The sequence below is a fragment of the Pseudarthrobacter sp. efr-133-R2A-89 genome (assembly GCF_030209315.1).
Taxonomy (GTDB): domain Bacteria; phylum Actinomycetota; class Actinomycetes; order Actinomycetales; family Micrococcaceae; genus Arthrobacter.
This window is the reverse complement of the sequence record NZ_JARVSE010000010.1, coordinates 271527-293711: the sequence shown is the minus strand read 5'-3', so window position 1 is coordinate 293711 and position 22185 is coordinate 271527. Positions and strand designations below refer to the sequence as shown.

Genomic DNA, 22185 nt, shown 5'->3' with positions numbered 1-22185 from the left:
GCGCCGGCTCCCTGCTCTGGACAGCGCCCAAGGCCCCTCCCACACTGGACGCATGGGATTCATCGTGGCAAACCTGTTCATCACACTCGACGGCGTCTACCAGGCTCCCGGCGGCCGGGAGGAAGACACCCACGGAGAGTTCGCCTTCGGCGGCTGGCAGGCACCGGTGTCCGACGACGAGGCCGGCGCCGCCATCCCCGCAGAGATTGGCCGCATGGATGCCCTGCTTCTCGGCCGGCGGACCTACGACATCTTTTCGGCCTACTGGCCGCACCAGGCAGGGGACATTGCTGATGCGCTCAACCGGGTACCAAAGTTCGTGGTCTCGCGCACCCTGTCCACCCCAGGCTGGGCCGGCACCACCGTCCTGCCGGATGAACGGGCTGCACGACGCCTCCGGGACGAGTACGGGCAGGTGCACATGTTCGGCAGCGGCGTCCTGATCCGCTCGCTGCTGGCTGCTGATGTGCTGGACCGGCTGCACCTCTGGCTGTACCCGGTCACGCTGGGCCAGGGCAAACGCCTGTTCGACGCCGGCACCGTCCCGGCGTCGTACCGCCTCGCCGAGCCGGTACGCAGCTTCCCGAAAGGGGCGGTCTCGCTGGTGTACGAACGGGCGGGCGGGGTTGAGACGTCGGAGATGGCCGCAACCTGACCCGCGGCCCCGGGTGCACAAAAAACCGGCCCAGCAGATGCTGGACCGGTTTTCTGCAGGGGAAGACGGGCAGGGTCAGTGGCTGTGGCCTGCGTGCTCGTCTTCTTCGGCCGGCTTCTCCACGACCAGGGTCTCGGTGGTGAGAACCAGGGCGGCGATGGAGGCCGCGTTGCGGAGGGCAGCACGGGTGACCTTGACGGGGTCGATGACACCGGCAGCGATCAGGTCCTCGTACTCGCCGGACTTGGCGTTGAAACCGTTGTTGGTTTCGAGGTCGGCCACCTTGGAGGTGATGACGTAGCCGTCGAAGCCGGCGTTCTGGGCGATCCAGCGCAGCGGCTGGACCAGGGCGCGGCGGACGATGCCCACGGCAGCGGCAGCGTCGCCTTCGAGTGCCTTGACGGACGGGTCCTCATCCAGTGCCTTCAGGGCGTGGATCAGGGCCGAGCCGCCACCGGCCACGATGCCTTCTTCGAGGGCAGCGCGGGTGGAGGATACGGCGTCCTCGATGCGGTGCTTCTTTTCCTTCAGCTCAACCTCGGTGGCAGCACCCACCTTGATGACGCCGATGCCGCCGGCCAGCTTGGCCAGGCGCTCCTGGAGCTTTTCACGGTCCCAGTCGGAGTCGGTGCGGGTGAGCTCGGCGCGCAGCTGCGCGACGCGGGCCGCAACGTCTTCGGCCGAGCCTGCGCCGTCGACGATGGTGGTGTTGTCCTTGGTGACGGTGATGCGGCGGGCGGTGCCGAGCACCTCCAGGCCAACGGTGTCCAGGCTCAGGCCCAGTTCCGGGGACACAACCTGTGCGCCGGTGAGGGTGGCGATGTCCTGGAGCATGGCCTTGCGGCGGTCACCGAAGCCCGGTGCCTTGACGGCCACGACGTTCAGGGTGCCGCGGATGCGGTTGACGATCAGCGTGGACAGGGCCTCGCCGTCGACGTCCTCGGCGATGATGAACAGCGGCTTGGAGCTCTGCAGCGCCTTTTCCAGCAGCGGCAGGAATTCCTGGATGGAGGAGATCTTGCCCTGGTTGATCAGGATCAGGGCATCCTCGAGGACAGCTTCCTGGCGTTCTGCGTCGGTGACGAAGTACGGGGACAGGTAGCCCTTGTCGAACTGCATGCCCTCGGTGAGGACCAGTTCGGTCTGGGTGGTGGAGGACTCTTCGATGGTGATGACGCCATCCTTGCCCACCTTGCCGAAAGCCTCGGCGAGGAGTTCGCCGATTTCGTCGCTCTGCGCCGAGATGGCGGCAACGTTGGCAACCTGGGTGCCCTCGACGGGGCGTGCGTTCTCCAGCAGGCGGGCGGCGACGGCTTCAACCGAGACCTCGATGCCGCGCTTGATCTGGCCGGGGGCAGCACCGGCGGCAACGTTGCGCAGGCCTTCCTTGACCAGGGCCTGTGCCAGGACGGTGGCTGTGGTGGTGCCGTCACCGGCAACGTCGTTGGTCTTGGTAGCGACTTCCTTGGCCAGCTGGGCGCCAAGGTTCTCGTAGGGGTCGTCCAGTTCGACTTCGCGGGCGATGGTGACGCCGTCGTTCGTAATGGTGGGGGCGCCCCACTTCTTGTCCAGGACGACGTTGCGGCCGCGGGGGCCGAGCGTCACCTTGACGGTGTTGGCGAGCTTATCGATGCCGGCCTCGAGGGCCCGGCGCGCAGCGTCGTCAAACGCAAGCTGCTTTGCCATGGTTTTGTCCTTTCAAAGACAGAAACCCCGCACTGCCGGCCAGCATAAGCGTGGCCGGCGGCACGGGGATCCGAAAGAGTTACTTGACGACGATCGCCAGGACGTCGCGGGCGGACAGCACGAGGTACTCGGTGCCGCCGGTCTTGACTTCGGTTCCGCCGTACTTGGAGTAGATGACGACGTCGCCGACGGCTACGTCGACAGGAACGCGGTTGCCGTCTTCGAAGCGGCCGGGGCCTACTGCAACAACTTCGCCTTCCTGCGGCTTCTCCTGTGCGGAGTCCGGGATGACCAGGCCGGAAGCCGTGGTCTGCTCGGCTTCGAGCGGGCGGACAACAATACGATCCTCAAGAGGCTTAATAGAGACCGACACTCGGACCTCTCCTTTTCGTCAGCAAATTCGTGGACTGGAAAGCTTTCCGCCGTGGCTGGCAAACCGTCGTCGCGGTGCCGGCAGCAGCCTGGCTGGCAGCTCTTCATGTGTTAGCACCCTCCGGGGGAGAGTGCTAATTGAAACTCTATGTAAGGGTTAGCACTCGGTCAAGGCGAGTGCCAGTTTTTCGTCATCGGCGTATTCCGTTAAGCACGGTTTCGGGACCCGCAACGAGCCTCAGGCAGCTTCAGCGGCCCAGATCGTCGAAGTCCACGTCTTCGCCGCCGTCGGCATCGCTGCCACCCTGTTTACGGCCCCGGAACAGAACCCAGGCCGCTGCGGCTGCGGCGAGCAGTGCGGCCACCAGGAAGAAGATGCTCCCTGCCCGCGCGCCGTCGTACAGTCCGCGGATATCACGGGCTTCCTGCGTGTTGTCCGAGATGTCGTTGCCGCCCACCGAATAGACGGTGGCGTTGAACGTGTCCAGGACAAAGATGATCACCAGGAGCGCGATGCACACCACGGCCACCACGGCGGCGGCGATCAGGACCGGGCGGGCAAACCGGGCAGGACCCCGTTCCTTGGGTTCGTGTTCGCCGGTGTCCCCGGGGGCTGCGGTTTCATCCATGGTGTCCACACTATCGGCAACCCGGCATCCGCTCCTCCACTAGGCTGGAACCCATGGCTCACGCTCCCCAGGACCAGATCGCACCCCTGCTGACCCCCGAAGGCTGGGAGCTGCTGGCCTCCCTGGGCCCCTACCGCGACGAGGATTCCTTCGAACTCAACTCCGCGCTCCGGAAGGCCGGCCATCCTGCCGGGCTGGTCTCCGCCGTCCTGACCCAGTCACGCCTGCGCACCAAGGCCGAGGCGAAGTTCGGTGAGTTCGCCCGCCAGATGCTCTTCACCCAGGCAGGCCTGGAGCAGGCCACCCGCCTGAACGTCGCGGCGCGCCACGCACAGCGGTTCGCCGCCGCCGGGATCAGCCACGTGGCGGACCTGGGCTGTGGCCTGGGCGCCGATTCCCTGGCCCTGGCATCCCTTGACCTCAATGTGACCGCCGTCGAAATGGACGAGACCACGGCGGCCTGCGCCACGGTGAACCTGATCCCCTTCCCCAACGCCACCGTGGTGCACGCGGATGCGGCAGCCGTGCCGTTGGAGGGGGTCGACGGCGTGTGGCTGGATCCAGCACGCCGGGTCACGTCCACGTCCGGCACCAAGCGGATCTGGGACCCGGAGGCGTTCTCACCGCCGTTGTCCTTCGTTGAATCGCTCGCGGCGTCAGGAAAGGCGGTGGGCGTCAAGATGGGGCCCGGCATGCCGCACGAATCCGTGCCCGCCGGCTGCGAAGCCCAGTGGGTGTCGGTAGCCGGAGACGTCACCGAGGTAACCCTGTGGTTCAACGCCGTCAGCAGGCCGGGGGTGCGCCGCGCCGCCCTGGTCCTTGGCCAGGAAGGTGCGGCCGAGCTGACCAGCGGCAACGATTTCGGCGCAGGCCCCACGGCACCGGTGGGACCGGTGGAGGGCTACCTGTACGAACCCGACGGCGCCGTGATCCGGGCCGGCCTGGTGGCGGATGTCGCGCTGGAACTCGGCGGCCACCTGGTGGATGAGCACATCGCCTACGTCTGTGCCCCGGAACTCGTGGCCACGCCGTTCGCCCGCGCCTACAAAGTGCTGGAAGTCATGCCCTACAACGTCAAGGCGCTCAAAGCCTGGGTGAAGCAGGAGGGCATCACCGTGCTGGACATCAAGAAGCGGGGCACCGCCGTGACCCCGGAAGAGCTGCGGAAGCAGCTGCTGCCGGGCGGAAAGGCGGCCGGCAAGGGTTCCGGCAAGAAGGCCGCCACCCTGGTCCTGACCCGGATTGGCGAGGACCGGGTGGCCGTCGTGGTGGAACCCGTCCCGACCTGCATGCCCTAGGGCCGGCCGGGCGGGCCGCCAGTCCGCTACTGGGCGCGCATGAACTCCTCGGCGGCCCGCACCTGCTCCGCCGTGGGCCGCACCCCCGTGTACAGGACAAACTGTTCGAGCGCCTGGATGGTGGCCACCTCGGCACCGGTGATGACCGGCTTGCCGGCTGCACGGGCGGCCCGGATCAGCGGCGTCTCGGCGGGCAAGGCCACCACGTCGAAGACCAGGCGGGCCGCTTCGATTGCCTCCGCCGGGAACGCCACGGTGTCCGCTTCCGTCCCGCCTGCCATACCGATGGGCGTGACGTTGATGATGAGGTCAGCCGTCCCGCCGTCGAGCGCTGCCCGCCACTGGAAGCCGTACTGGTCCGCGAGCGCCCGGCCGGAGGCCTCGTTCCGGGACACGACCGTGACATTGGCGAAGCCGGCGTCCCGCAGGGCCGCCACCGTGGCCTTCGCCATCCCGCCGGATCCCTGCACCACCACGGAGTAGCTGGTGGGAACCGCGTTGGAGGCCAGGAGCTGCTCAATGGCCGTGTAGTCGGTGTTGTACGCCTTCAGGTGGCCATCCGTGTTGACGATCGTGTTCACGGAATCGATGGCCTTGGCGGAGGGGTCCATCTCGTCCACCAGGGCTATGACGTCTTCCTTGTAGGGCATGGAGATGGCGCAGCCCCGGATGCCCAGGCCCCGCACGCCGGCGATGGCCTGTTCAAGGTTGGTGGGCGCGAACGCCTTGTAGATCCAGTTCAGATCCAGTTGCCCGTAAAGGTGGTTGTGGAACCGGGTCCCGTTGTTGCTGGGGCGGGCGGAGAGCGAGATGCAGAGGGTCATGTCTTTATTCAGAATGGGCACCCGACCATTAAACGCGCTCACCGCCGCTCCCGCTCGCAAGTCACGGAGTGCAGCCGGTTCCGGCCGGATAGGGCCCGACGGCGGCAGGCAGCTTTCCGGGCGCCGTTGCCTTCCCTGCCAGGACGGCGGCGAGGGCGTCGAAGGCGGTGTCGTTGCGGCCGTAGAGCGCCAGCTTGATCGGTGCGTTGGAGTCCTGCAGCGGCCAGGGCGCGTCCAGGGCTACCGCGATGTCGCCCGCTCCCGGTGTGCCGCCGAGGCCGATGAGGTTGACCACGGGGCCGGAGCCGACGGCCAGGCCGGCACGGGCGGCAGCGGCTTCGAAGCGTTCGCGGTCCCCCGGGCCACCGCCTTGGACGCGTACCGAACCCGGCACCAGCGGTCCGTGGCAGGGGCCGGAGAGGACTGTCACGGCGGATGCCGAGACCTTGGCTGACAGGGCTGCGCCGCTGCCGGCCGGAGCACCCGCACCGGGGGTCCCCGCAGGGGCCGCTGTGCGCGCATGCCACATCATCATGGTGGCAACCCGCCTCGCGGCGTCATCGAGCCGTGCGGCCGGGAGGCTGCCAGCTGCGAGGGCTTGCAGGATGGCGGCATGCGCCTGTTCCACGTCCTCGGGCATCAGCAGCAGGTCGGCGCCGGCGGCCAGGGCCTTCACGGCGGCCGCGCCGGCCGGATACTGCTTCTCCACGGCACCCATGTTGAGGGCGTCCGTCACCGCTACGCCCTGGAATCCCAGGTTCCGCAGCGCCGCGTAGCTTGGCGCGGAGAGCGACGCCGGCACGCCGGGTTCCAGCGCGGGCACGGCGATGTGCCCGGTCATGACGACCGGCAAGCCGGCGGCTACGGCGGCCTGGAACGGTTTCCAGTCCCTGCCCCGGAGCTCGTCGATGGTGGCCGGCTGGACGGGGAGGTTGAGGTGGGAATCGGTTGTCACCGAGCCGTGCCCAGGGAAGTGCTTGACGGTGGGGAGGATGCCTGCGTCCAGCATGCCCCGGGAGAACGCCACGCCCTGCGCTGCCGCCACTGCCGGATCGGCGGACATCGAGCGGGCACCGATGGTGGGGTCCTTGGGGCCGATGGTCACATCCGTGTCGGGCGCGAAATCGAGGTCGAACCCCAACGGCAGCAGCTCGGCGGCCAACGCCTTGCCGGCCTGGCGGGTCAGGTCTTCGCTGCCCGCGGCGCCGTAGCTCATGGGCACCGGCCATTCGGTGAGCGGGGCGCCCAGGCGGGCCACTGCGCCGCCTTCCTGGTCCACGCCGATGATCCCGGGCCATGGCCGGCCGTCCGCGGTGGCGGCCTGACGCAGCCGCTGGTTCACGGCCCCCATCGCGGCCACGTCCACGTTCCCCTGCGGGTCGCGCGGGACGTTGTCGCCCATGATGATGGACCCGGCCAGGTGGAGGCGCTGGATGAGCGCCGCGTGGGCTTCCACCTGGTTGCCCTTGAAGAACGGGAGCAGGACCTGGCCGGCTTTTTCCTCCGGCGTCATGGCCGCCACAGCCGCCGCGGCGGCGTCCTGGTCCCGCTGCTCGGGGCCCCACCCCAGGGGCCGGGAACCCGGATCAGGTGATGGGGACCCCAAAGGGGGCGCCGGCGTCGTACTTTCCGCGGCGGAAGCGCTGGGCGCAGGTGCCGGGGACGACGGCGGCGCGGCGCTGGGCGAGGCGGTGCAGGAGCCCAGGGCAACGGCTGACAACGCGAGGATGAGGGGAAAGGATTTGGCGGGACTGTGACGCAGCGGGAACGAGGCCATCAGTACGATGCTACCCCTGGACTAGACTTGGACCATCCGTTCGCCTGCCGGCTGCAGCCTGTGAGCGGCACCAGCCAGCGGCAAACCGGACAGTAAGGAATTGTGTGAAGATCGACTTCGCGTCATCGAGGCAGTCAACCCTCGGTGTTGAGTGGGAGCTCGCTTTGGTGGACGGCAAGACGGGCGAGCTCGCTTCCGTCGCCAACCAGGTGCTCCGCGGGGTGTCCTCCCGGCACCCGGAACTCAACGAAGACGACGAACACCCGCACATTAAGCAGGAACTCCTGCTCAATACCGTGGAACTGGTCACCGGGATCTGCGAGACGGCCGCCGAAGCCAAGGAGGACCTCAACCGGTCCGTGGCCGCAGTCCGCGAAATCACCGATCCCATGGGCGTGGAGTTGTTTTGCGCGGGCAGCCACCCGTTCAGCCCGCCGCAGCTCCAACCGGTCACGGACAAGGCGCGCTACGCCAAGCTGATCGACCGGACCCAGTGGTGGGGACGGCAGATGGTCATTTACGGCGTCCACGTCCATGTAGGGCTGGACCGCCGGGACAAGGCGCTGCCCGTCCTGGACGGACTGGTCAACTACTTCCCGCATTTCCAGGCGCTCTCTGCCTCCAGTCCCTTCTGGGGCGGTGAGGACACGGGCTACGCGTCCCAGCGGGCCTTGATGTTCCAGCAACTCCCCACCGCAGGCCTGCCCTTCCAGTTCAAATCCTGGGCGGAGTACGAGTCCTACGTCCAGGACATGTTCACCACCGGTGTCATCGACACCATTTCCGAGATCCGGTGGGACATCCGGCCAGTTCCGGCCCTGGGCACCATCGAAATGCGCATCTGCGACGGACTGGCCACGCTGGAGGAAGTGGGTGCCATCGCCGCCCTCACCCAGTGCCTGGTGGATGAGTTCTCCACCACCCTGGACAACGGCGGCACCATCCCCACCATGCCGCCGTGGCATGTCCAGGAAAACAAGTGGCGCGCCGCCCGCTACGGCATGGATGCCATCATCATCCTGGACGCAGCAGGCAAGGAACAGCTGGTCACGGACCACCTGCTGGAGACGCTGAACCGGCTGGAGCCCGTGGCGGCCAAGCTGCGCTGCTCCGACGAGCTCGCCGACGTGGAGAAGATCATCCGCCGCGGGGCCGGATACCAGCGCCAGCGCCGGGTGGCAGCCGAAAACGGCGGGAACCTGCAGGCCGTGGTGCTGGACCTGGTCAAGCAGATGCGCAACGGTCCCACCGCCTGATCTGCTTCTGCCGAAGTGGGGTACTTTCGGCACGGACGCGCCGTCCGCCGTCAGGCCGGCAGCGATACCGAGGTGACGGGCAGCGACGAATCCGGGCCGAAGCCGATACCGCTGGGTTCCACGCCGGCCATCACCAGTTGCGCTCCGAGGGCGGCCACCATGGCGCCGTTGTCGGTGCAGAGGTCCAGCGGGGGGACGTGCAGCCGGATACCGGCGGAGGCGCATCGTTGCCCGGTCAGCTCCCGCAGGCGTGAATTGGCCGCCACCCCGCCGCCCAGCAGGACGTCCTTGATTCCGTGCTCGCGGCAGGCCAGGACGGCCTTGGACGAGATCACATCCACCACCGCTTCCTGGAATGCGGCCGCGATGTCAGCCACCGGAATTTCCTCCCCGCGCGCCTCGAACTGCTCCACGCACCGGGCCACCGCCGTCTTCAGGCCGCTGAAGGACCAGTCATACCGGTGCGGGCCCGGTTCATCCGCCGTGCCCATGTACTTGGGCTGGCTCAGTCCGCGGGGGAAGCGGATGGCCTTGGGATTGCCGTTGCGGGCCACCTTGTCGATGGCCGGCCCACCGGGGTAGCCCAGGCCCAGGATGCGGGCCACCTTGTCATACGCCTCACCGGCGGCGTCGTCGATGGTGGCGCCCAGAAGCTCCACATCGCTGGTGATGCTGTTGATGCGGAGGATCTCCGTGTGGCCGCCGGACACCAGCAAGGCGCCCAGGTTGGCCGGCAGGTCCTGCGTCCTGCCGGTTGCCCGGTCGTCCAGGAGGCCGACCCCAACGTGGGCCACCAGGTGGTTGATCGCGTACAGCGGCTTCCCGGTGGCGACGGCGAGCGCCTTGGCGGCGCAGACTCCCACCATGAGGGCGCCCGCGAGACCGGGGCCTGATGTCACGGCGATGGCGTCCACGTCGGCCAGGTGCACGCCCGCGTCCGCCAGCGCCTGCTCCAGGGTGGGAACGAAGGCGTCCAGGTGTGCACGGGAGGCAATCTCCGGGATGACCCCGCCGAACCGGACATGCTCGTCCATCGAGGAGGAAACGGTATTGGCCAGGAGGGTGGTGCCGCGGACCACCCCCACCCCCGTCTCATCGCAGGAAGATTCGATCCCCAGGACCAGGGGCTGCGTGCGGTTCATTGCCTGCCTGCTTCCGTTGCGTCGTCACCGGCGGTTTGAGCGGCCAAGGGGAGCCGCATGATCAGGGCGTCCACGCCGTCGCGGTAGTAGCGGGGACGGACATGGATCTGCTCGAAACCGAACCGCAGGTACAGCTGCTGGGCCCGCGGGTTGTCTGCCCGGACTTCGAGCAGGACGTCGGCGGCGCCCCGCCGCCGGGCCTCCCCGATGAGCCGGGTGAGCAGGTCGCTGCCGATGCCGCGCCCCTCGTACTCCGGGACGACGGCGATAGTCTGCACGTCTGCGATCGGCTCGATGCACATCAGGCCGGCGTAGCCCACGATGCCGTCGCTGCCCTCCGCCACCAGGTAGCGGCGTGTTTCCGGCTGGGAAAGCTCATCCAGGAACATCTGCACGGGCCAGGCATCGATCGGGAAGAGCCGGTGTTCCAGGAGTCCGACGGCGGGAACATCCTCCAAGGTCATGTCGCGGACCGTGATTCCCGCCGGCCGTGGATCCTGCATGGTGTTCACAGTGCCCTCTTCCGTGGTCCGGGGACCTGGGCGTCGGATTCGCGCAGGTACAGGGGGGTGGAGTCCAAGAGCGCCTCGCCGGAAGCCAGCCTGGCAAGGGCGAACTGGCCAAGGTACAGCGCGTCCGGCTGCTCGGCCGCGAATTCCGGGTGGGCGTCCAGGACGTCGCCGTACAGCCCGGCGCCGGCACCAAACGCAGGCAGGTCAGGCAGGGCCGCGGCGGCACTGACGTGCGGACCGTCCTGGAGCAGGGGCAACTGGCCATCGGCCAAGCTGTAGCGGGCCCAGTAGACCTCCTTGCGCCGGGCATCGGTGACCACCAGGAATTCCGGAACGGCAGCGGTGGATTCGGCTACTTCCATGGCCACGGCGTCGAGGCTCATCATTCCATGCAGGGGCTTGCCCCAGACGAACGCAAGCGTGCGGGCCGTGGCAATGCCCGAACGCAGCCCCGTGAACGGTCCGGGGCCGACGCCCACCACCAGGGCATCGATGTCCGCGCCGTTGACTCCGGCCTCGGACAGCATGGCGTCGATCCCGGGGGCGAGCACCTCGGCGTGGCTGCGGGTGTCCGCCGTTGCGAAGCTCGCGAGCACGCTTTCAGGGGCGTCGTCGGACACCAGGGCGGCGCTGGCCACCGCGGAGGTGTCAATGGCCAGGATCAGCATGGGAGTCCCCCTTCAAAGCCGCCCATCGCCGGTGCCGACCGCCAGCGGGGTCCGTATCCGCGCACCACGATGGTTCGCGGTTCGTCGGTGTCGTCGTCAAAGTCCAGGGTTCCGGACGCACCGCCCGTGGCGCCCGCGCCACCGGCGGCTTCCGTGGCGCTGCCAAGACCGATGGCACGGTGCAGGTCAATCTCGAGGCGGCTCTCGCTCAGGTGCTCCACCCGGTCATGGCCCCACTCCACCACGGTCACCGACGAGTCCATCGTGTTCTCGAGGTCGATGTCATCGATCTCCGCCGCGGATCCCAACCGGTAGGCATCCACGTGCACCAGGTCCGGGCCGCCGGGACGCGGACCGTCCGGCAGGTTGGGGTGGATGCGGACCAGGACGAAGGTGGGCGAGATGATGCCTGCGCGGACACCCAGCCCCTCCCCCAGGCCCTGGGTAAAGGTTGTCTTTCCGGCGCCAAGCTCACCGGAGAGGACCAGCAGGTCTCCGGCCTGGAGCACCTCCGCCACGCGCCGGCCGAGCGCCTTCGTCTGATCCGCCGTCGTCGCCGTCAGCGTCACTTCCCAGTTGGCGGCCGGCCGTCCTGTCCCGCTCATGCCGCCCCCGCTTTGCCGGGTACGCCAGCCAAGCCCGGGCCGCTGACGGCCGGCTGGTCCTCGTTGATGAAGCGGCGCGGAACCCGCGGGCTGATGCGGGTGACGATCTCGTAGTTGATGGTCCCGGCCGCCTGTGCCCAGTCGTCGGCCGTGGGACCGCCGTCGGCACCGTCCCCGAACAGCACCGCTTCGGCACCGAGCAGGCTGGAATCCCGGGCCTCCGGCCCAAGGTCGATGACCATCTGGTCCATGGCGATCCGACCCACCACCGGGTAGGTCTTCCCGGCCACGCGGACGGGGCCGCCGGTGGCGACGCGCGGGACACCGTCGGCATACCCCAGCGGAATCAACGCCAGGGTGCTGGCCTCCCTGGTCCGGTAGTGCAGGCCGTAGGAGACGCCCTGCCCGGCCGGAACCCCTTTGCACTGGGACACCAGCGTGCGCAGCGTCATGGCAGGGCGGAGGCCAAGTTCCACGGACGTCTGGCCCTCGAACGGCGAGAGCCCGTAGATTCCCAAGCCCACCCGCACCAGATCGAAGTGGGTATCCGGCCGGGACAAGGTGGCGGGGGTGTTGGCCAGGTGCCGGACTTCCGGGTCAACGCCTGCGTCCTCGGCAATGGCCAGGGCTTCCCGGAACGCCGCCAACTGGTCATCAGTTTCGGGGCGGTCCGGCTCATCGGCCACGGCCAGGTGGGAAAAGATTCCCACCACGCGCAGCAGTCCTTGGTCCTGGTATTCCACGGCTTCGCCCACCAGGCGGTCCCAGGCTTCGGGGGTGGCACCGTTGCGCCCCAGGCCGGTGTCCACCTTGAGGTGTACGCGGGCCGGACGCTCCTGTTCGCGGGCCGCGGCAACGATCCGTTCCAGTTCCCACCCCGAGCAGCCAATGTCGACGCCGGCAGCAACGGCGGCGCCAAAGTTGCTGTCGGTGGTGTGCAGCCAGGCCAGCAGCGGTGCGTCGATGCCGGCAGCCCGGAGCGCAAGGGCCTCGGAAATGTGGGCCACCCCCAACCAGGCCGCGCCCGACTGCAGGGCCGCACGGGCCACGGGAACGGCGCCGTGCCCGTAGGCATCGGCCTTGACCACGGCCATGACTTTCGCGGGGGAAGCGGCGTCGGCCAGCCGGCGGACGTTGTGCCGGATGGCGTCCAGGTCGATCACGGCGGACCGTTCGTGGCGGGGGTCCGGCCCGGAGGCAGCACTGAATTCACCGGTTGTTGCGGGGTAAGTCACCTAAGTGATTCTAGTGCGGGCACTTCGCGCCGAATAATCGGCGGCGGCCTGGCCGCCTCAGGCGTCCGAGAGGTGCGCGATGGTGGCGGCCGCCCGGCGCTGGGCAGCGAGAGGTACGTCCTGGACGATCTCCGCGAGGAAGCCGAAGCGCCGAAGCCACTGGCTCGTCTGCCGTTCGGGGCGGGCGTTGGCGCGTTTCCACCAGTCCGCGATGTCCCCCCAGCCCGGGGCTGCCAGCGATCCGCCCACCTCCTGCACCGCCAACGATGCGCACAGGTTGGCGAACCGCAGCCGGTCCCCCAGCGGCCAGCCAGCCAAGGTACCCACGATGAACGCGGCATCGAAGCAGTCGCCGGCACCGGTGGGGTCATGCGCCTTGACCGGAAGGGACGGCACCCACTCTTCCTCCCCGGTTTGGGAATCAACCGCCATGGCTCCCTGGGCGCCAAGCGTCACCACAGCCACCGGAACCCGGTCCGCCAGCGCGTAGAGGGCGCTCCAGGGGTTGTCCTTGCCGGTAAGCGCCATGGCCTCGCGCTGGTTGGGCAGGAAGGCGTAAAAGTGCTGCAGGTTCTCGAGGCGCACCGGCGCCCACTCCCCGCTGGGATCCCAGCCGACGTCGCCGAACAGCCGGACTCCCGCCGCGTGGGCCGCTTTCGCCCACGGTTCCACTTCCACACCCAGTTCCGCGATGCCGGCCAGTGCCCGCGGCGGGTCCCCGATCAGCTCGGAGTTGGTCACCGGCGCCGAATGCCCGTGGGTGACCATTGAGCGGTCCTGGTCCACACACAGGGATACCGTCACCGGGGAATGCCAGCCCGGGACGCGGCGGGAAAGGCTGAGGTCCACGTGTTCCTGGCTAGACAGGATCTTCCAGTTGAAGTCGCCGTACCCGTCATCGCCGAAGGCTGCCGCCAGCCCGGTCCGCAGGCCCAGCCTGGCGGCGGCGATGGCCTGGTTTGCCACCCCGCCCGGACAGCTGCCCATGCCATCGCTCCAGACTTCCGTCCCGGGCTCTGGTCCGTGCGGCAGGCCGGTGAAGATAATGTCTTGGAAAACGGTCCCGGCCAGCAACAGATCGAATCCCGGCTCGACGGGTGAACGGACGGCGGCCAAGGGATCGAACGGGCGTGCGGGAATCGCGTCCATGTTCGGCACAATACGCCCCGGCGCCATGCTGCGGTAGGGGCGAAGGAACGCTGTGGACAAGCTGTCCGGCACGGGTCCTAGACTGCATGGTATGCGGCTTATGATTGCGGGCGGCGGGGGGTTTCGCGTGCCCCTGATATACCGGGCACTGACATCCGGCCGCTATTCCGGGCTGGTCACCGAGGTGGTGCTTTACGACGTCGATCCTGCCCGGCTCAAAGCCGTCACCGCCGTCCTGGCCAGCATGCCCGGCGGCGCGGGTGCCGGGCCTGCCGTGCACGCCACCACCGATCCCGCCGGGGCCCTGGCCGGAACTTCCATGGTGTTCGCCGCGATCCGGCCGGGCGGCACCGCAGGCCGGATCATCGATGAAAAGGTGCCGCTGGGCCTGGGCCTGCTCGGCCAGGAAACTACAGGAGCCGGCGGGATTTCGTACGCCCTGCGGACCATTCCCCCCATGCTGGAGCTGGCCCGGCTGATGCGGGAACATTGTCCGGACGCGTGGCTGATCAATTTCACCAACCCCGCGGGGATGGTCACGGAGGCGCTGCTCCCGGTACTGGGGCACCGGGTCATCGGAATCTGCGATTCAGCGGCCGGCTTGGTGCAGCGGGCTGCTTCGGCCGCCGGTGTCCCCCTCCCGGAGGGACGATTGGGCGGCGTCGGCTACTACGGGCTGAACCATCTTGGCTGGCTGTACCGGCTTGAAGCCCGCGGCCGGGACGTGCTGCCGGACCTGCTCGCCAACGCGCCGGCCCTCCAGTCGTTCGAAGAAGGCAGGCTCTTCCCGCAGCCATTCCTTGCCAGCCTGGGCATGCTCCCCAACGAATACCTTTACTACTACTATCGGCGCGACGCCGCCCGGCAAGCCATGGACGCCATGGCGCAGACCCGCGGCGAGGCCATCCACAGCCAGCAGCAGGAGCTGTATCCCCGGCTTACCGCGGCCGGCCCGGACGCCTACCGGCTGTGGGAAGAGGCCCGCCGGTCCCGCGAAGAGGGATACCTGGCCGAAGCCCGTGGTGCGGGCGAGCGCCGGAACGAGGAGGACCTGGCCGGCGGCGGCTATGAGCGTGTTGCCCTTGCGGCCATGCGCGCCCTCGCCGGCGGCGGGGACACGCAGCTGATCCTCAACACCCGCAACGTCCTCCCGGCCGCCGGCCAATCCGCCGAAGCGGCCGCGGAACGTCCCGCTCCCCTGCCGGCCCCGGCAGACCCGGGTATTCCCCAACCCGCCATCCCCGGCCTGCCGGCGGACGCCGTCGTCGAGGTTCCCTGCACCGTCACCACCGCCGGCGCCGTCCCCCTGCCCCAGCAAGCGCCCGCCGGACCGCAGCTCGAACTGATCCGGCAGGTCAAGGACGTCGAACGGCTCACCGTCACGGCCGCTGCCGAGGGCAACCGCGAGGCCGCCGTGCAGGCCTTCGCCCGGCACCCGCTCGTGGCTTCGACCGACTTGGCCGTCCAGTTGCTGGACGGTTACGAGCAGGCGCTTCCGGCGCTGGGGAAGATCTGGGCGGGCGGCGGGCGTTGGGTGAAGGAGTAATGTTTTATCGAATGTGCACTCGACCGGCTCCGCTCACGCGCGCCGGCGGCCGGAAGGAGGTCCCGTGGCACTGATCCGCAGGGTCGCTTTGCTCTCCCTCCACACCTCCCCCATGGAACAGCCCGGTTCCGGCGATGCCGGCGGAATGAACGTCTACATCCGTGAGCTGGCTTCGGCGCTGGCGGAAGCCGGTGTTGAGGTCGAAATCTTCACGCGCGCCACCTCTCCCGACCAGCCCGCCGTCGAACACCCGGATCCCGGCGTCTGCGTCCACAACGTCCTGGCCGGACCGCCCACCAATGTCCCCAAGGAGGAGCTGCCGGGCTTGCTGCACGCCATGGTGGCGGAAATCGAGCAGATCCGCCGCCGCCAGCCGCATGGCCGGTATGACGTCATCCATTCGCACTACTGGGTGTCCGGGATTGCCGGGCTTGAGCTGTCACGGCTCTGGGACGTGCCGCTGGTCCACACCATGCACACCATGGCCAAGGTCAAGAACCTGCTGCTGGAGTCCGGCGAACAGCCCGAACCCCGCCGGCGCGAACTGGGCGAGCACCGCATCGTGGAGGGCGCGGCCAGGCTTATCGCGAACACCAGTTCCGAGGCCGCCGAACTCGTGTCCCACTACGGTGCCACCTACGACCGGATCGACATCGCGCCGCCCGGCGTGGACCTGAGCACGTTCACCCCGGCATTCCGGGCGCGCTCCAGGGCGGAGCACGGTGTTGGCCCCGGCACCTTCCATTTGGTGTTTGCCGGCCGGATCCAGCGGCTCAAGGGTCCCCAGGTCCTGGTGAAGGCCGCGGCGCTGCTGCGCAAACGCCGCCCGGACATCGACCTTCGGGTCACCATCCTGGGCGCCTTGAGCGGCAACAAGGAATTCAACCTCCGCTGCCTGGTGGCGGAGGCGGGAATGGACGACGTCGTCACGCAGCTTCCGCCGGTGAAGGCACCTGAGCTTGCCTCCTGGTTCCGCGCGGCGGACGTGGTGGTGATGCCTTCCTTCAGTGAATCCTTCGGGCTGGTGGCGCTTGAGGCCCAAGCCTGCGGGACGCCCGTGGTGGCCACCCGGGTTGGCGGCCTGTCCCGCGCAATCTTCCACGGCCGGACCGGGCTCCTGGTGGACGGGCACCATGCGGCGGACTGGGCGGATGCCCTCGAAGCCCTGTACGACGATCCCGCCACCCGCGAGGACCTGGGCCGGGCGGCGGCCATCCGTGCCCAGAGCTCCGGCTGGCAGCGCACGGCCGCCATCACGCTCGAAAGCTACCACGCCGCCGTCGACCATTACTCGGGTCACCGCCTCGCCCCGGCCGTGCCAGCCTCCTGACAACCCTCCGCCCTTGCTTCGAAGGCCACTCCCGTTGACGGCTGTTCCCTCAGAGCCGGCCCGGGTGCTGTTAGCTTAGGGGCAGGTGTCCGGCGCCGGCCGGTACAGGAAAGGACAAGGATGTCTGGTCTTCCTTCTGACCTTGAGATAGCCCGGGCTGCCCGGATCCGGCCCATCGGGGAAATCGCTGCGGCGGCCGGGATCAACGCCGACGCCCTGGAACTCTACGGGCGGTATAAGGCGAAAATCGATCCGGCCAGGCTTGATGCCCCGGCACCGCACGGCAAGGTGGTGCTCGTGTCCGCCATGTCCCCCACCCCGGCCGGGGAAGGCAAATCCACCACCACGGTGGGACTGGCCGATTCGCTGGCCCGCGCCGGCCACAAGGTGATGATCGCGCTGCGGGAGCCGTCCCTGGGACCCGTACTCGGGATGAAGGGCGGAGCCACCGGCGGGGGTTACTCGCAGGTGCTGCCCATGGACGAGATCAACCTGCACTTCACCGGCGACTTCCATGCCATCACCTCGGCCAACAACGCGCTCATGGCGTTGGTGGACAACCACATCTACCAGGGCAATGCCTTGAACATCGATCCGCGCCGGATGACCTTCAAGCGCGTGCTGGACATGAACGACCGGTCGCTGCGCGAGGTGGTCATCGGGCTGGGCGGTCCAACACAGGGGGTGCCGCGGCAGGACGGGTTCGACATCACGGTGGCGTCCGAAATCATGGCCGTCTTCTGCCTGGCGACGGACCTGTCGGATTTGCGGACGCGGCTGGGCCGGATCACGTTCGGCTACACCTACGACCGGACGCCGGTGACGGTGGCGGACCTGGGCGTGGAGGGTGCCTTGACCCTGCTCCTGAAGGAGGCGGTCAAACCCAACCTGGTGCAGACCATCGCGGGGACTCCCGCTTTGGTGCACGGTGGGCCGTTCGCCAATATTGCCCATGGCTGCAATTCGCTCATCGCCACCCAGACCGCGCGGCGGCTGGCGGACCTCGTGGTGACGGAAGCCGGTTTCGGTGCCGACCTGGGGGCAGAGAAGTTCATGGACATTAAAGCCCGGTATGGCGGCGTGGCCCCGTCCGCCGTCGTAGTGGTCGCCACCGTGCGGGCGCTCAAAATGCAGGGCGGCGTGGCCAAGGACGCACTGACGCGCCCGGACCTGGCCGCGCTTGAGGCAGGCGTGGCGAACCTGCGACGGCACGTCCACAACGTGGAGAAGTTCGGCGTCACCCCGGTGGTGGCCATCAACAGGTTCTCCTCCGATTCGCAGGACGAACTGGATTGGCTGCTGGCCTGGTGCCACGCGGAGGGCGTGCATGCCGCCGTCGCGGACGTGTGGGGGCGCGGCGGCGGGGGCGACGGCGGTGACGAACTCGCCGCGCTGGTGGCGAAGGCGGTGGAGGCTCCCGGCAAATTCCGGCACTTGTACCCGCTGGAATTGTCTGTGGAGGACAAAATCCGGACCATCGCCCAGGAGATCTACGGGGCAGACGGGGTGGACTTCTCCGTTCCGGCCCTGAAGCGGTTGGCCGATATCGAACGGAACGGCTGGAGCGGGCTGCCCGTGTGCATGGCCAAAACCCAGTATTCCTTCACGGACGACGCCTCCCGCCTGGGCGCCCCGAAGGGCTTCACCATCCACGTCCGGGATTTGCTGCCCAAGACGGGCGCGGGCTTCATCGTTGCGTTGACGGGTGCCGTGATGACCATGCCCGGCCTGCCAGCGGTCCCCGCTGCGCTCCGCATGGACGTGGACGCCGACGGCAACCCGGTGGGCCTCACCTGAAACCCCCGCTCACCTCTTGCCCCTCTCCAACGAACCCCCGCTCACCTCTTACCCCTCTCCAACACACCCCCGCTCACTTTTGACCAAAACCGAGTGAGTGCCTGTGGATAACTTCCAACGGGCCCCGGCTGTTTGAATAAGAATGCAGTATGCGATCCCAGCCGCCCCTGCCCTCCCATCTGGCCAGCAGGCCGTTCACCATCGAGAGTTCCAGACGAGCGGGGCTGCACTACAACCGCTTACGGCGCGCAGATGTTGAGCACGTAAGCCGCGGGCTCTACCGTCCGGCCGGTTGGGATTTCTGTCTGGAGGAGGCGGCTCGCAGCCTCTCGGAGGCTACGCCCGGCGCGTGGGTTTCCCATGTCACCGCGGCTCGCCTCCGGGGTTTCGTCCTGCCGCCGTGGCTGTCGGACTCCAACGAGCTGCACCTCAGTAAACCCAGCGCCCTTCCCTGCGCACGCAGGAGAGGGATCCACGGCCATCGGGTCATTGTGAAGCCGGGCGAGATTGAGTGCGTTGAAGGGATTTGGCTCAGCACCAGGGCAAGGACGTGGCTGGACATGGCCCGGCAACTCCCACTGAACGATTTGGTGGCTGCGGGAGACCAGCTCATCCGGATACCCCGGCCGGACCTGGAAGGCAGAGAGTGCGCGTACTCAACACTCGCGGAATTGCAGGCCTTGGTGGGCCGGCATCCAAATCTTCAGGGCGTTGTCCGCGCCCGGCAAGCATTGGACCTGATGCGGGTAGGGGCGGACTCTGCGCCTGAGACATTCCTTCGATTGTCCATGCTGGACGCCGGTCTTCCTGAACCGGAGCTGCAGATTGAACTTCGTCCGGGGGACCCCCGCTCACCGTCGGCCGACCTCGGCTTTCGTCTGCACAAAGTTGCTATTCAGTACGACGGTGCCCACCACCTTTTGGAACCACAGCAACAGATCGATCGCCGCAGGAACAAGGCCTTCGAACGAGCCGGCTGGACCGTCATCATCGTCGTAAAGCCCGATCAGGAGGACGGTTTTGCGGGAGCGCTCAAGAGAATCAGGCATGCCCTAAGGAATTCCGCCGCCAATCCTGTGGCCGCCTCGGGCTTCGCCAACGAGTGAAACCCGCTGGATAGAGGATCGCACCCTCAGCTAATCGCGGAAAGCACGTCAAAGGTGCGCTGGCGTTAGGGGTAAAACCTGTCAAAAGTGAGCGGGCGTTAGGGGAAAACACGTCAAAGGTGAGCGGGCGTTTCAGGAAAACACGTCACACGTGAGCGGGCGTTAGGGGGAAACCTGTCGAAGGTGAGCGGGCGTGGTTAAGCAGGAACGCTCCCCCACCTGTAAGGGTGAGGGAGCGTGCAGGCACCCGAAAAAACGCGGGCTAGCGTTCGAGGTCGCCGCGGATGAAGGCTTCGACCTTTTCGCGGGCGAGGTCGTCGTTGAACTGCTCCGGCGGGGACTTCATGAAGTAGCTCGACGCCGACAGCAGCGGGCCGCCGATGCCACGGTCCAGGCCGATCTTCGCCGCACGGATCGCGTCGATGATCACACCGGCCGAGTTCGGCGAGTCCCAGACCTCGAGCTTGTACTCCAGCGAGACGGGAGCGTCACCGAAGTTCCTGCCCTCCAGGCGCACGAACGCCCACTTGCGGTCATCGAGCCACTGCACGTAGTCCGACGGGCCGATGTGCACGTCCTTGGCAGCCAGTTCCGCCTCAACGTTCGAGGTCACGGCCTGGGTCTTGGAGATCTTCTTCGACTCGAGCCGATCGCGCTCGAGCATGTTCTTGAAGTCCATGTTCCCGCCGACGTTCAGCTGGTACGTCCGGTCCAGGGTCACGCCGCGGTCCTCGAACAGCTTGGCCATGACGCGGTGCGTGATGGTAGCACCGATCTGGCTCTTGATGTCGTCCCCCACGATCGGCACGCCCGCGGCGGTGAACTTGTCGGCCCACGCCTTGGTTCCGGCAATGAAGACCGGCAGCGCGTTGACGAAGGCCACGCCGGCGTCAATTGCGGCCTGCGCGTAGAACTCTGCCGCCTTCTGCGAACCCACGGGCAGGTAGCAGACTAGGACATCAACCTTGGCGTCCTTGAGCGCCTGGACCACGTCCACGGGCTCTTCGGTGGATTCCTCGATGGTCTCGAGGTAGTACTTGCCCAGCCCGTCCAGGGTGTGGCCCCGCTGAACCGTCACACCGGTGGGCGGAACGTCAGCGATTTTAATGGTGTTGTTCTCGCTGGCCAGGATGGCGTCGGAAAGGTCAACGCCGACCTTCTTGCCGTCAACATCAAACGCGGCAACAAATTCAACGTCGCCCACGTGGTACTGGCCAAACTCAACGTGCATCAGGCCCGGAATGGTTTCTGCGGGATCGGCATCCTTGTAGTACTGGACGCCCTGTACCAGCGAAGCGGCGCAGTTACCCACGCCAACGATTGCAACACGGATCGGATGTGAAGACACAAAACTCCTTTGGGAACAAACGTCAGCCGGCCGGGTATAGCTTCGCAGGAAGTCCGACGGAGGCCGGCTGGCACGGCGCCGCACGGCGCCCTTTCATACTACCCAACGCAGCGGGACCCGGCGCTGTTGCGCCGGGTCCCGCTGCGTAAGAAAGCTTCGTCAGGGCTGTCCGTTGAGGACGGACGTTACGACTTCTGCTTCCAGAGGTTGATGTCGGACTCCACTGCGAACTCGTCGATGGCGGTGAGTTCATCGGCGGAAAAGTCGAGGTTGTTGATGGCGGAGAGCGTGTCTTCGAGTTGGCTGACGCTGGAGGCGCCCACCAGGGCAGAGGTGACCGGTGAGCCCTTCGGCTGGTCCCGCAGGATCCAGGCGATGGCCATTTGGGCCAGTGACTGTCCGCGGCCCTCGGCAATGCGCCGCAGCCCGCGGACCCGGTCCAGCTTCTCCTCCGTGATGGAGTCCTCGGAAAGGAACCGGGCCTTGGCCGCACGGGAATCTTCCGGGATGCCATGGAGGTAGCGGTCGGTGAGCATCCCCTGGGCGAGGGGCGAGAATGCGATGGACCCGGCGCCCACCTGGTCCAGGGCCTCGTACAGGTTGGGCGATCCGTCCTCGGTCCAGCGGTTCAGCATGGAGTAGCTGGGCTGGTGGATGAGCAGCGGCGTTCCCATCTCCTTCAGGATCCGGGCCGCCTCCAGCGTCTGCTCCGGGGTGTAGGAGGAGATTCCGGCATAGAGTGCCTTGCCGGACCGGACGGCGTAGTCCAGGGCGCCCATGGTCTCTTCCAGCGGCGTCTCGGGATCGGGCCGGTGGCTGTAGAAGATGTCCACGTAATCAAGGCCCATGCGTTGCAGCGACTGGTCGAGGCTGGAGATCAGGTACTTGCGGGATCCCCACTCGCCATACGGGCCGGGCCACATGTAATAGCCGGCCTTGGTGGAGATCACCAGTTCGTCCCGATAGGGCTTGAAGTCGTCCTTGAGGTGGCGGCCGAAGTTGGTTTCGGCGGAGCCGTCCGGGGGCCCGTAATTGTTGGCGAGGTCGAAGTGGTTCACGCCGAGGTCGAAGGCCCGGCGCAGGATGTCGCGCTGCTCTTCAAAGCGCTTGTCGTCGCCGAAGTTGTGCCAGAGGCCCAGGGAGATGGCAGGGAGTTTGAGTCCGCTGCGGCCGACACGGCGGTAGGGCATGGATTCGTAGCGGTTGTCCGCTGCTGAATAAGTCATGGGTTCCATCCTGCCAGTTGTGAC

General features: G+C 67.6%; 20 protein-coding genes. 7 read left to right on the top strand and 13 right to left on the bottom strand.

The window, feature by feature from the left end:
* Positions 1-52 precede the first annotated feature (52 nt).
* The gene (locus QRM95_RS17155) at positions 53-655 is read left to right on the top strand and encodes a dihydrofolate reductase family protein (RefSeq protein WP_285248685.1); all 603 of its coding nucleotides are present in this window, start codon (positions 53-55) and stop codon (positions 653-655) included.
* Positions 656-730: 75 nt separating this feature from the next.
* Here the strand turns inward: QRM95_RS17155 and groL are convergent, their stop codons facing one another.
* The 3 genes from groL to QRM95_RS17140 form a co-directional block, all read right to left on the bottom strand.
* On the bottom strand, positions 731-2341 hold the full coding sequence (groL, locus tag QRM95_RS17150; RefSeq protein ID WP_018760377.1) for a chaperonin GroEL: 1611 nt from the start codon (positions 2339-2341) through the stop codon (positions 731-733).
* A gap of 79 nt (positions 2342-2420) precedes the next feature.
* The gene (groES, locus tag QRM95_RS17145) at positions 2421-2714 is read right to left on the bottom strand and encodes a co-chaperone GroES (protein ID WP_003805290.1); all 294 of its coding nucleotides are present in this window, start codon (positions 2712-2714) and stop codon (positions 2421-2423) included.
* A 247-nt stretch (positions 2715-2961) separates the two neighbouring features.
* Positions 2962-3342 (bottom strand): hypothetical protein, encoded by a 381-nt coding sequence (locus tag QRM95_RS17140; protein WP_285248684.1) that lies wholly within the window; start codon positions 3340-3342, stop codon positions 2962-2964.
* 53 nt (positions 3343-3395) lie between these two features.
* Here QRM95_RS17140 and QRM95_RS17135 point away from each other — a divergent pair, with 53 nt between their 5' ends.
* Positions 3396-4640, top strand: coding sequence for a THUMP-like domain-containing protein (locus QRM95_RS17135; RefSeq protein WP_285248683.1), 1245 nt, complete (start codon positions 3396-3398; stop codon positions 4638-4640).
* A 26-nt stretch (positions 4641-4666) separates the two neighbouring features.
* On the opposite strand, the gene QRM95_RS17130 is transcribed toward QRM95_RS17135, so the two are convergent.
* Together QRM95_RS17130 and QRM95_RS17125 are read right to left on the bottom strand one after the other, a co-directional pair.
* Positions 4667-5485, bottom strand: a complete 819-nt coding sequence (locus tag QRM95_RS17130) for a shikimate 5-dehydrogenase (RefSeq protein ID WP_285248682.1) — start codon at positions 5483-5485, stop codon at positions 4667-4669.
* A 40-nt stretch (positions 5486-5525) separates the two neighbouring features.
* A complete protein-coding gene (locus QRM95_RS17125) occupies positions 5526-6977 on the bottom strand; it encodes a glycoside hydrolase family 3 N-terminal domain-containing protein (RefSeq protein ID WP_285248876.1) in 1452 nt (483 codons plus the stop codon).
* Positions 6978-7345: 368 nt separating this feature from the next.
* On the opposite strand from QRM95_RS17125, the gene QRM95_RS17120 reads away from it, so the two are divergent.
* The gene (locus tag QRM95_RS17120; RefSeq protein WP_285248681.1) at positions 7346-8497 is read left to right on the top strand and encodes a glutamate--cysteine ligase; all 1152 of its coding nucleotides are present in this window, start codon (positions 7346-7348) and stop codon (positions 8495-8497) included.
* Between the two features lie 50 nt (positions 8498-8547).
* Here QRM95_RS17120 and tsaD read toward each other — a convergent pair whose 3' ends face one another.
* The 6 genes from tsaD to QRM95_RS17090 are packed head-to-tail and all read right to left on the bottom strand — an operon-like array spanning position 8548 to position 13808.
* On the bottom strand, positions 8548-9639 hold the full coding sequence (tsaD, locus tag QRM95_RS17115) for a tRNA (adenosine(37)-N6)-threonylcarbamoyltransferase complex transferase subunit TsaD (protein WP_285248680.1): 1092 nt from the start codon (positions 9637-9639) through the stop codon (positions 8548-8550).
* Entirely contained in the window at positions 9636-10142 is a 507-nt protein-coding gene (rimI, locus tag QRM95_RS17110) for a ribosomal protein S18-alanine N-acetyltransferase (protein ID WP_285248875.1), read from the bottom strand. Before rimI ends, tsaD begins: the two co-directional genes overlap by 4 nt.
* Before the next feature lie 5 nt (positions 10143-10147).
* Positions 10148-10819, bottom strand: coding sequence for a tRNA (adenosine(37)-N6)-threonylcarbamoyltransferase complex dimerization subunit type 1 TsaB (tsaB, locus tag QRM95_RS17105; protein ID WP_285248679.1), 672 nt, complete (start codon positions 10817-10819; stop codon positions 10148-10150).
* Positions 10813-11424 carry a tRNA (adenosine(37)-N6)-threonylcarbamoyltransferase complex ATPase subunit type 1 TsaE gene (gene tsaE / locus QRM95_RS17100; RefSeq protein ID WP_285248678.1) on the bottom strand — a complete coding sequence of 204 codons (612 nt, stop codon included), beginning with the start codon at positions 11422-11424 and terminating at the stop codon, positions 10813-10815. The genes tsaB and tsaE overlap by 7 nt, the downstream gene beginning before the upstream one ends.
* Positions 11421-12659: an alanine racemase gene (gene alr, locus QRM95_RS17095; RefSeq protein WP_285248677.1), complete on the bottom strand. Its 1239-nt coding sequence runs from the start codon at positions 12657-12659 to the stop codon at positions 11421-11423. The genes tsaE and alr overlap by 4 nt, the downstream gene beginning before the upstream one ends.
* Before the next feature lie 57 nt (positions 12660-12716).
* Positions 12717-13808, bottom strand: coding sequence for a carbohydrate kinase family protein (locus tag QRM95_RS17090; protein WP_285248676.1), 1092 nt, complete (start codon positions 13806-13808; stop codon positions 12717-12719).
* A 91-nt stretch (positions 13809-13899) separates the two neighbouring features.
* Here QRM95_RS17090 and QRM95_RS17085 point away from each other — a divergent pair, with 91 nt between their 5' ends.
* The 4 genes from QRM95_RS17085 to QRM95_RS21115 all read left to right on the top strand — a co-directional run bounded on the left by QRM95_RS17085 (position 13900) and on the right by QRM95_RS21115 (position 19587).
* Positions 13900-15354: a 6-phospho-beta-glucosidase gene (locus tag QRM95_RS17085; RefSeq protein ID WP_285248675.1), complete on the top strand. Its 1455-nt coding sequence runs from the start codon at positions 13900-13902 to the stop codon at positions 15352-15354.
* Positions 15355-15418: 64 nt separating this feature from the next.
* The gene (gene mshA, locus QRM95_RS17080) at positions 15419-16684 is read left to right on the top strand and encodes a D-inositol-3-phosphate glycosyltransferase (RefSeq protein WP_285248674.1); all 1266 of its coding nucleotides are present in this window, start codon (positions 15419-15421) and stop codon (positions 16682-16684) included.
* A 120-nt stretch (positions 16685-16804) separates the two neighbouring features.
* Positions 16805-18481: a formate--tetrahydrofolate ligase gene (locus QRM95_RS17075; protein WP_285248673.1), complete on the top strand. Its 1677-nt coding sequence runs from the start codon at positions 16805-16807 to the stop codon at positions 18479-18481.
* Between the two features lie 560 nt (positions 18482-19041).
* Positions 19042-19587 (top strand): putative endonuclease domain-containing protein, encoded by a 546-nt coding sequence (locus QRM95_RS21115; protein WP_350223889.1) that lies wholly within the window; start codon positions 19042-19044, stop codon positions 19585-19587.
* A 262-nt stretch (positions 19588-19849) separates the two neighbouring features.
* Here QRM95_RS21115 and QRM95_RS17065 read toward each other — a convergent pair whose 3' ends face one another.
* Together QRM95_RS17065 and mgrA are read right to left on the bottom strand one after the other, a co-directional pair.
* Positions 19850-20935 (bottom strand): inositol-3-phosphate synthase, encoded by a 1086-nt coding sequence (locus QRM95_RS17065; RefSeq protein WP_018760394.1) that lies wholly within the window; start codon positions 20933-20935, stop codon positions 19850-19852.
* A gap of 185 nt (positions 20936-21120) precedes the next feature.
* Complete coding sequence (mgrA, locus tag QRM95_RS17060) at positions 21121-22161, bottom strand: L-glyceraldehyde 3-phosphate reductase (RefSeq protein WP_285248671.1); 1041 nt, start codon at positions 22159-22161, stop codon at positions 21121-21123.
* Positions 22162-22185 lie beyond the last annotated feature (24 nt).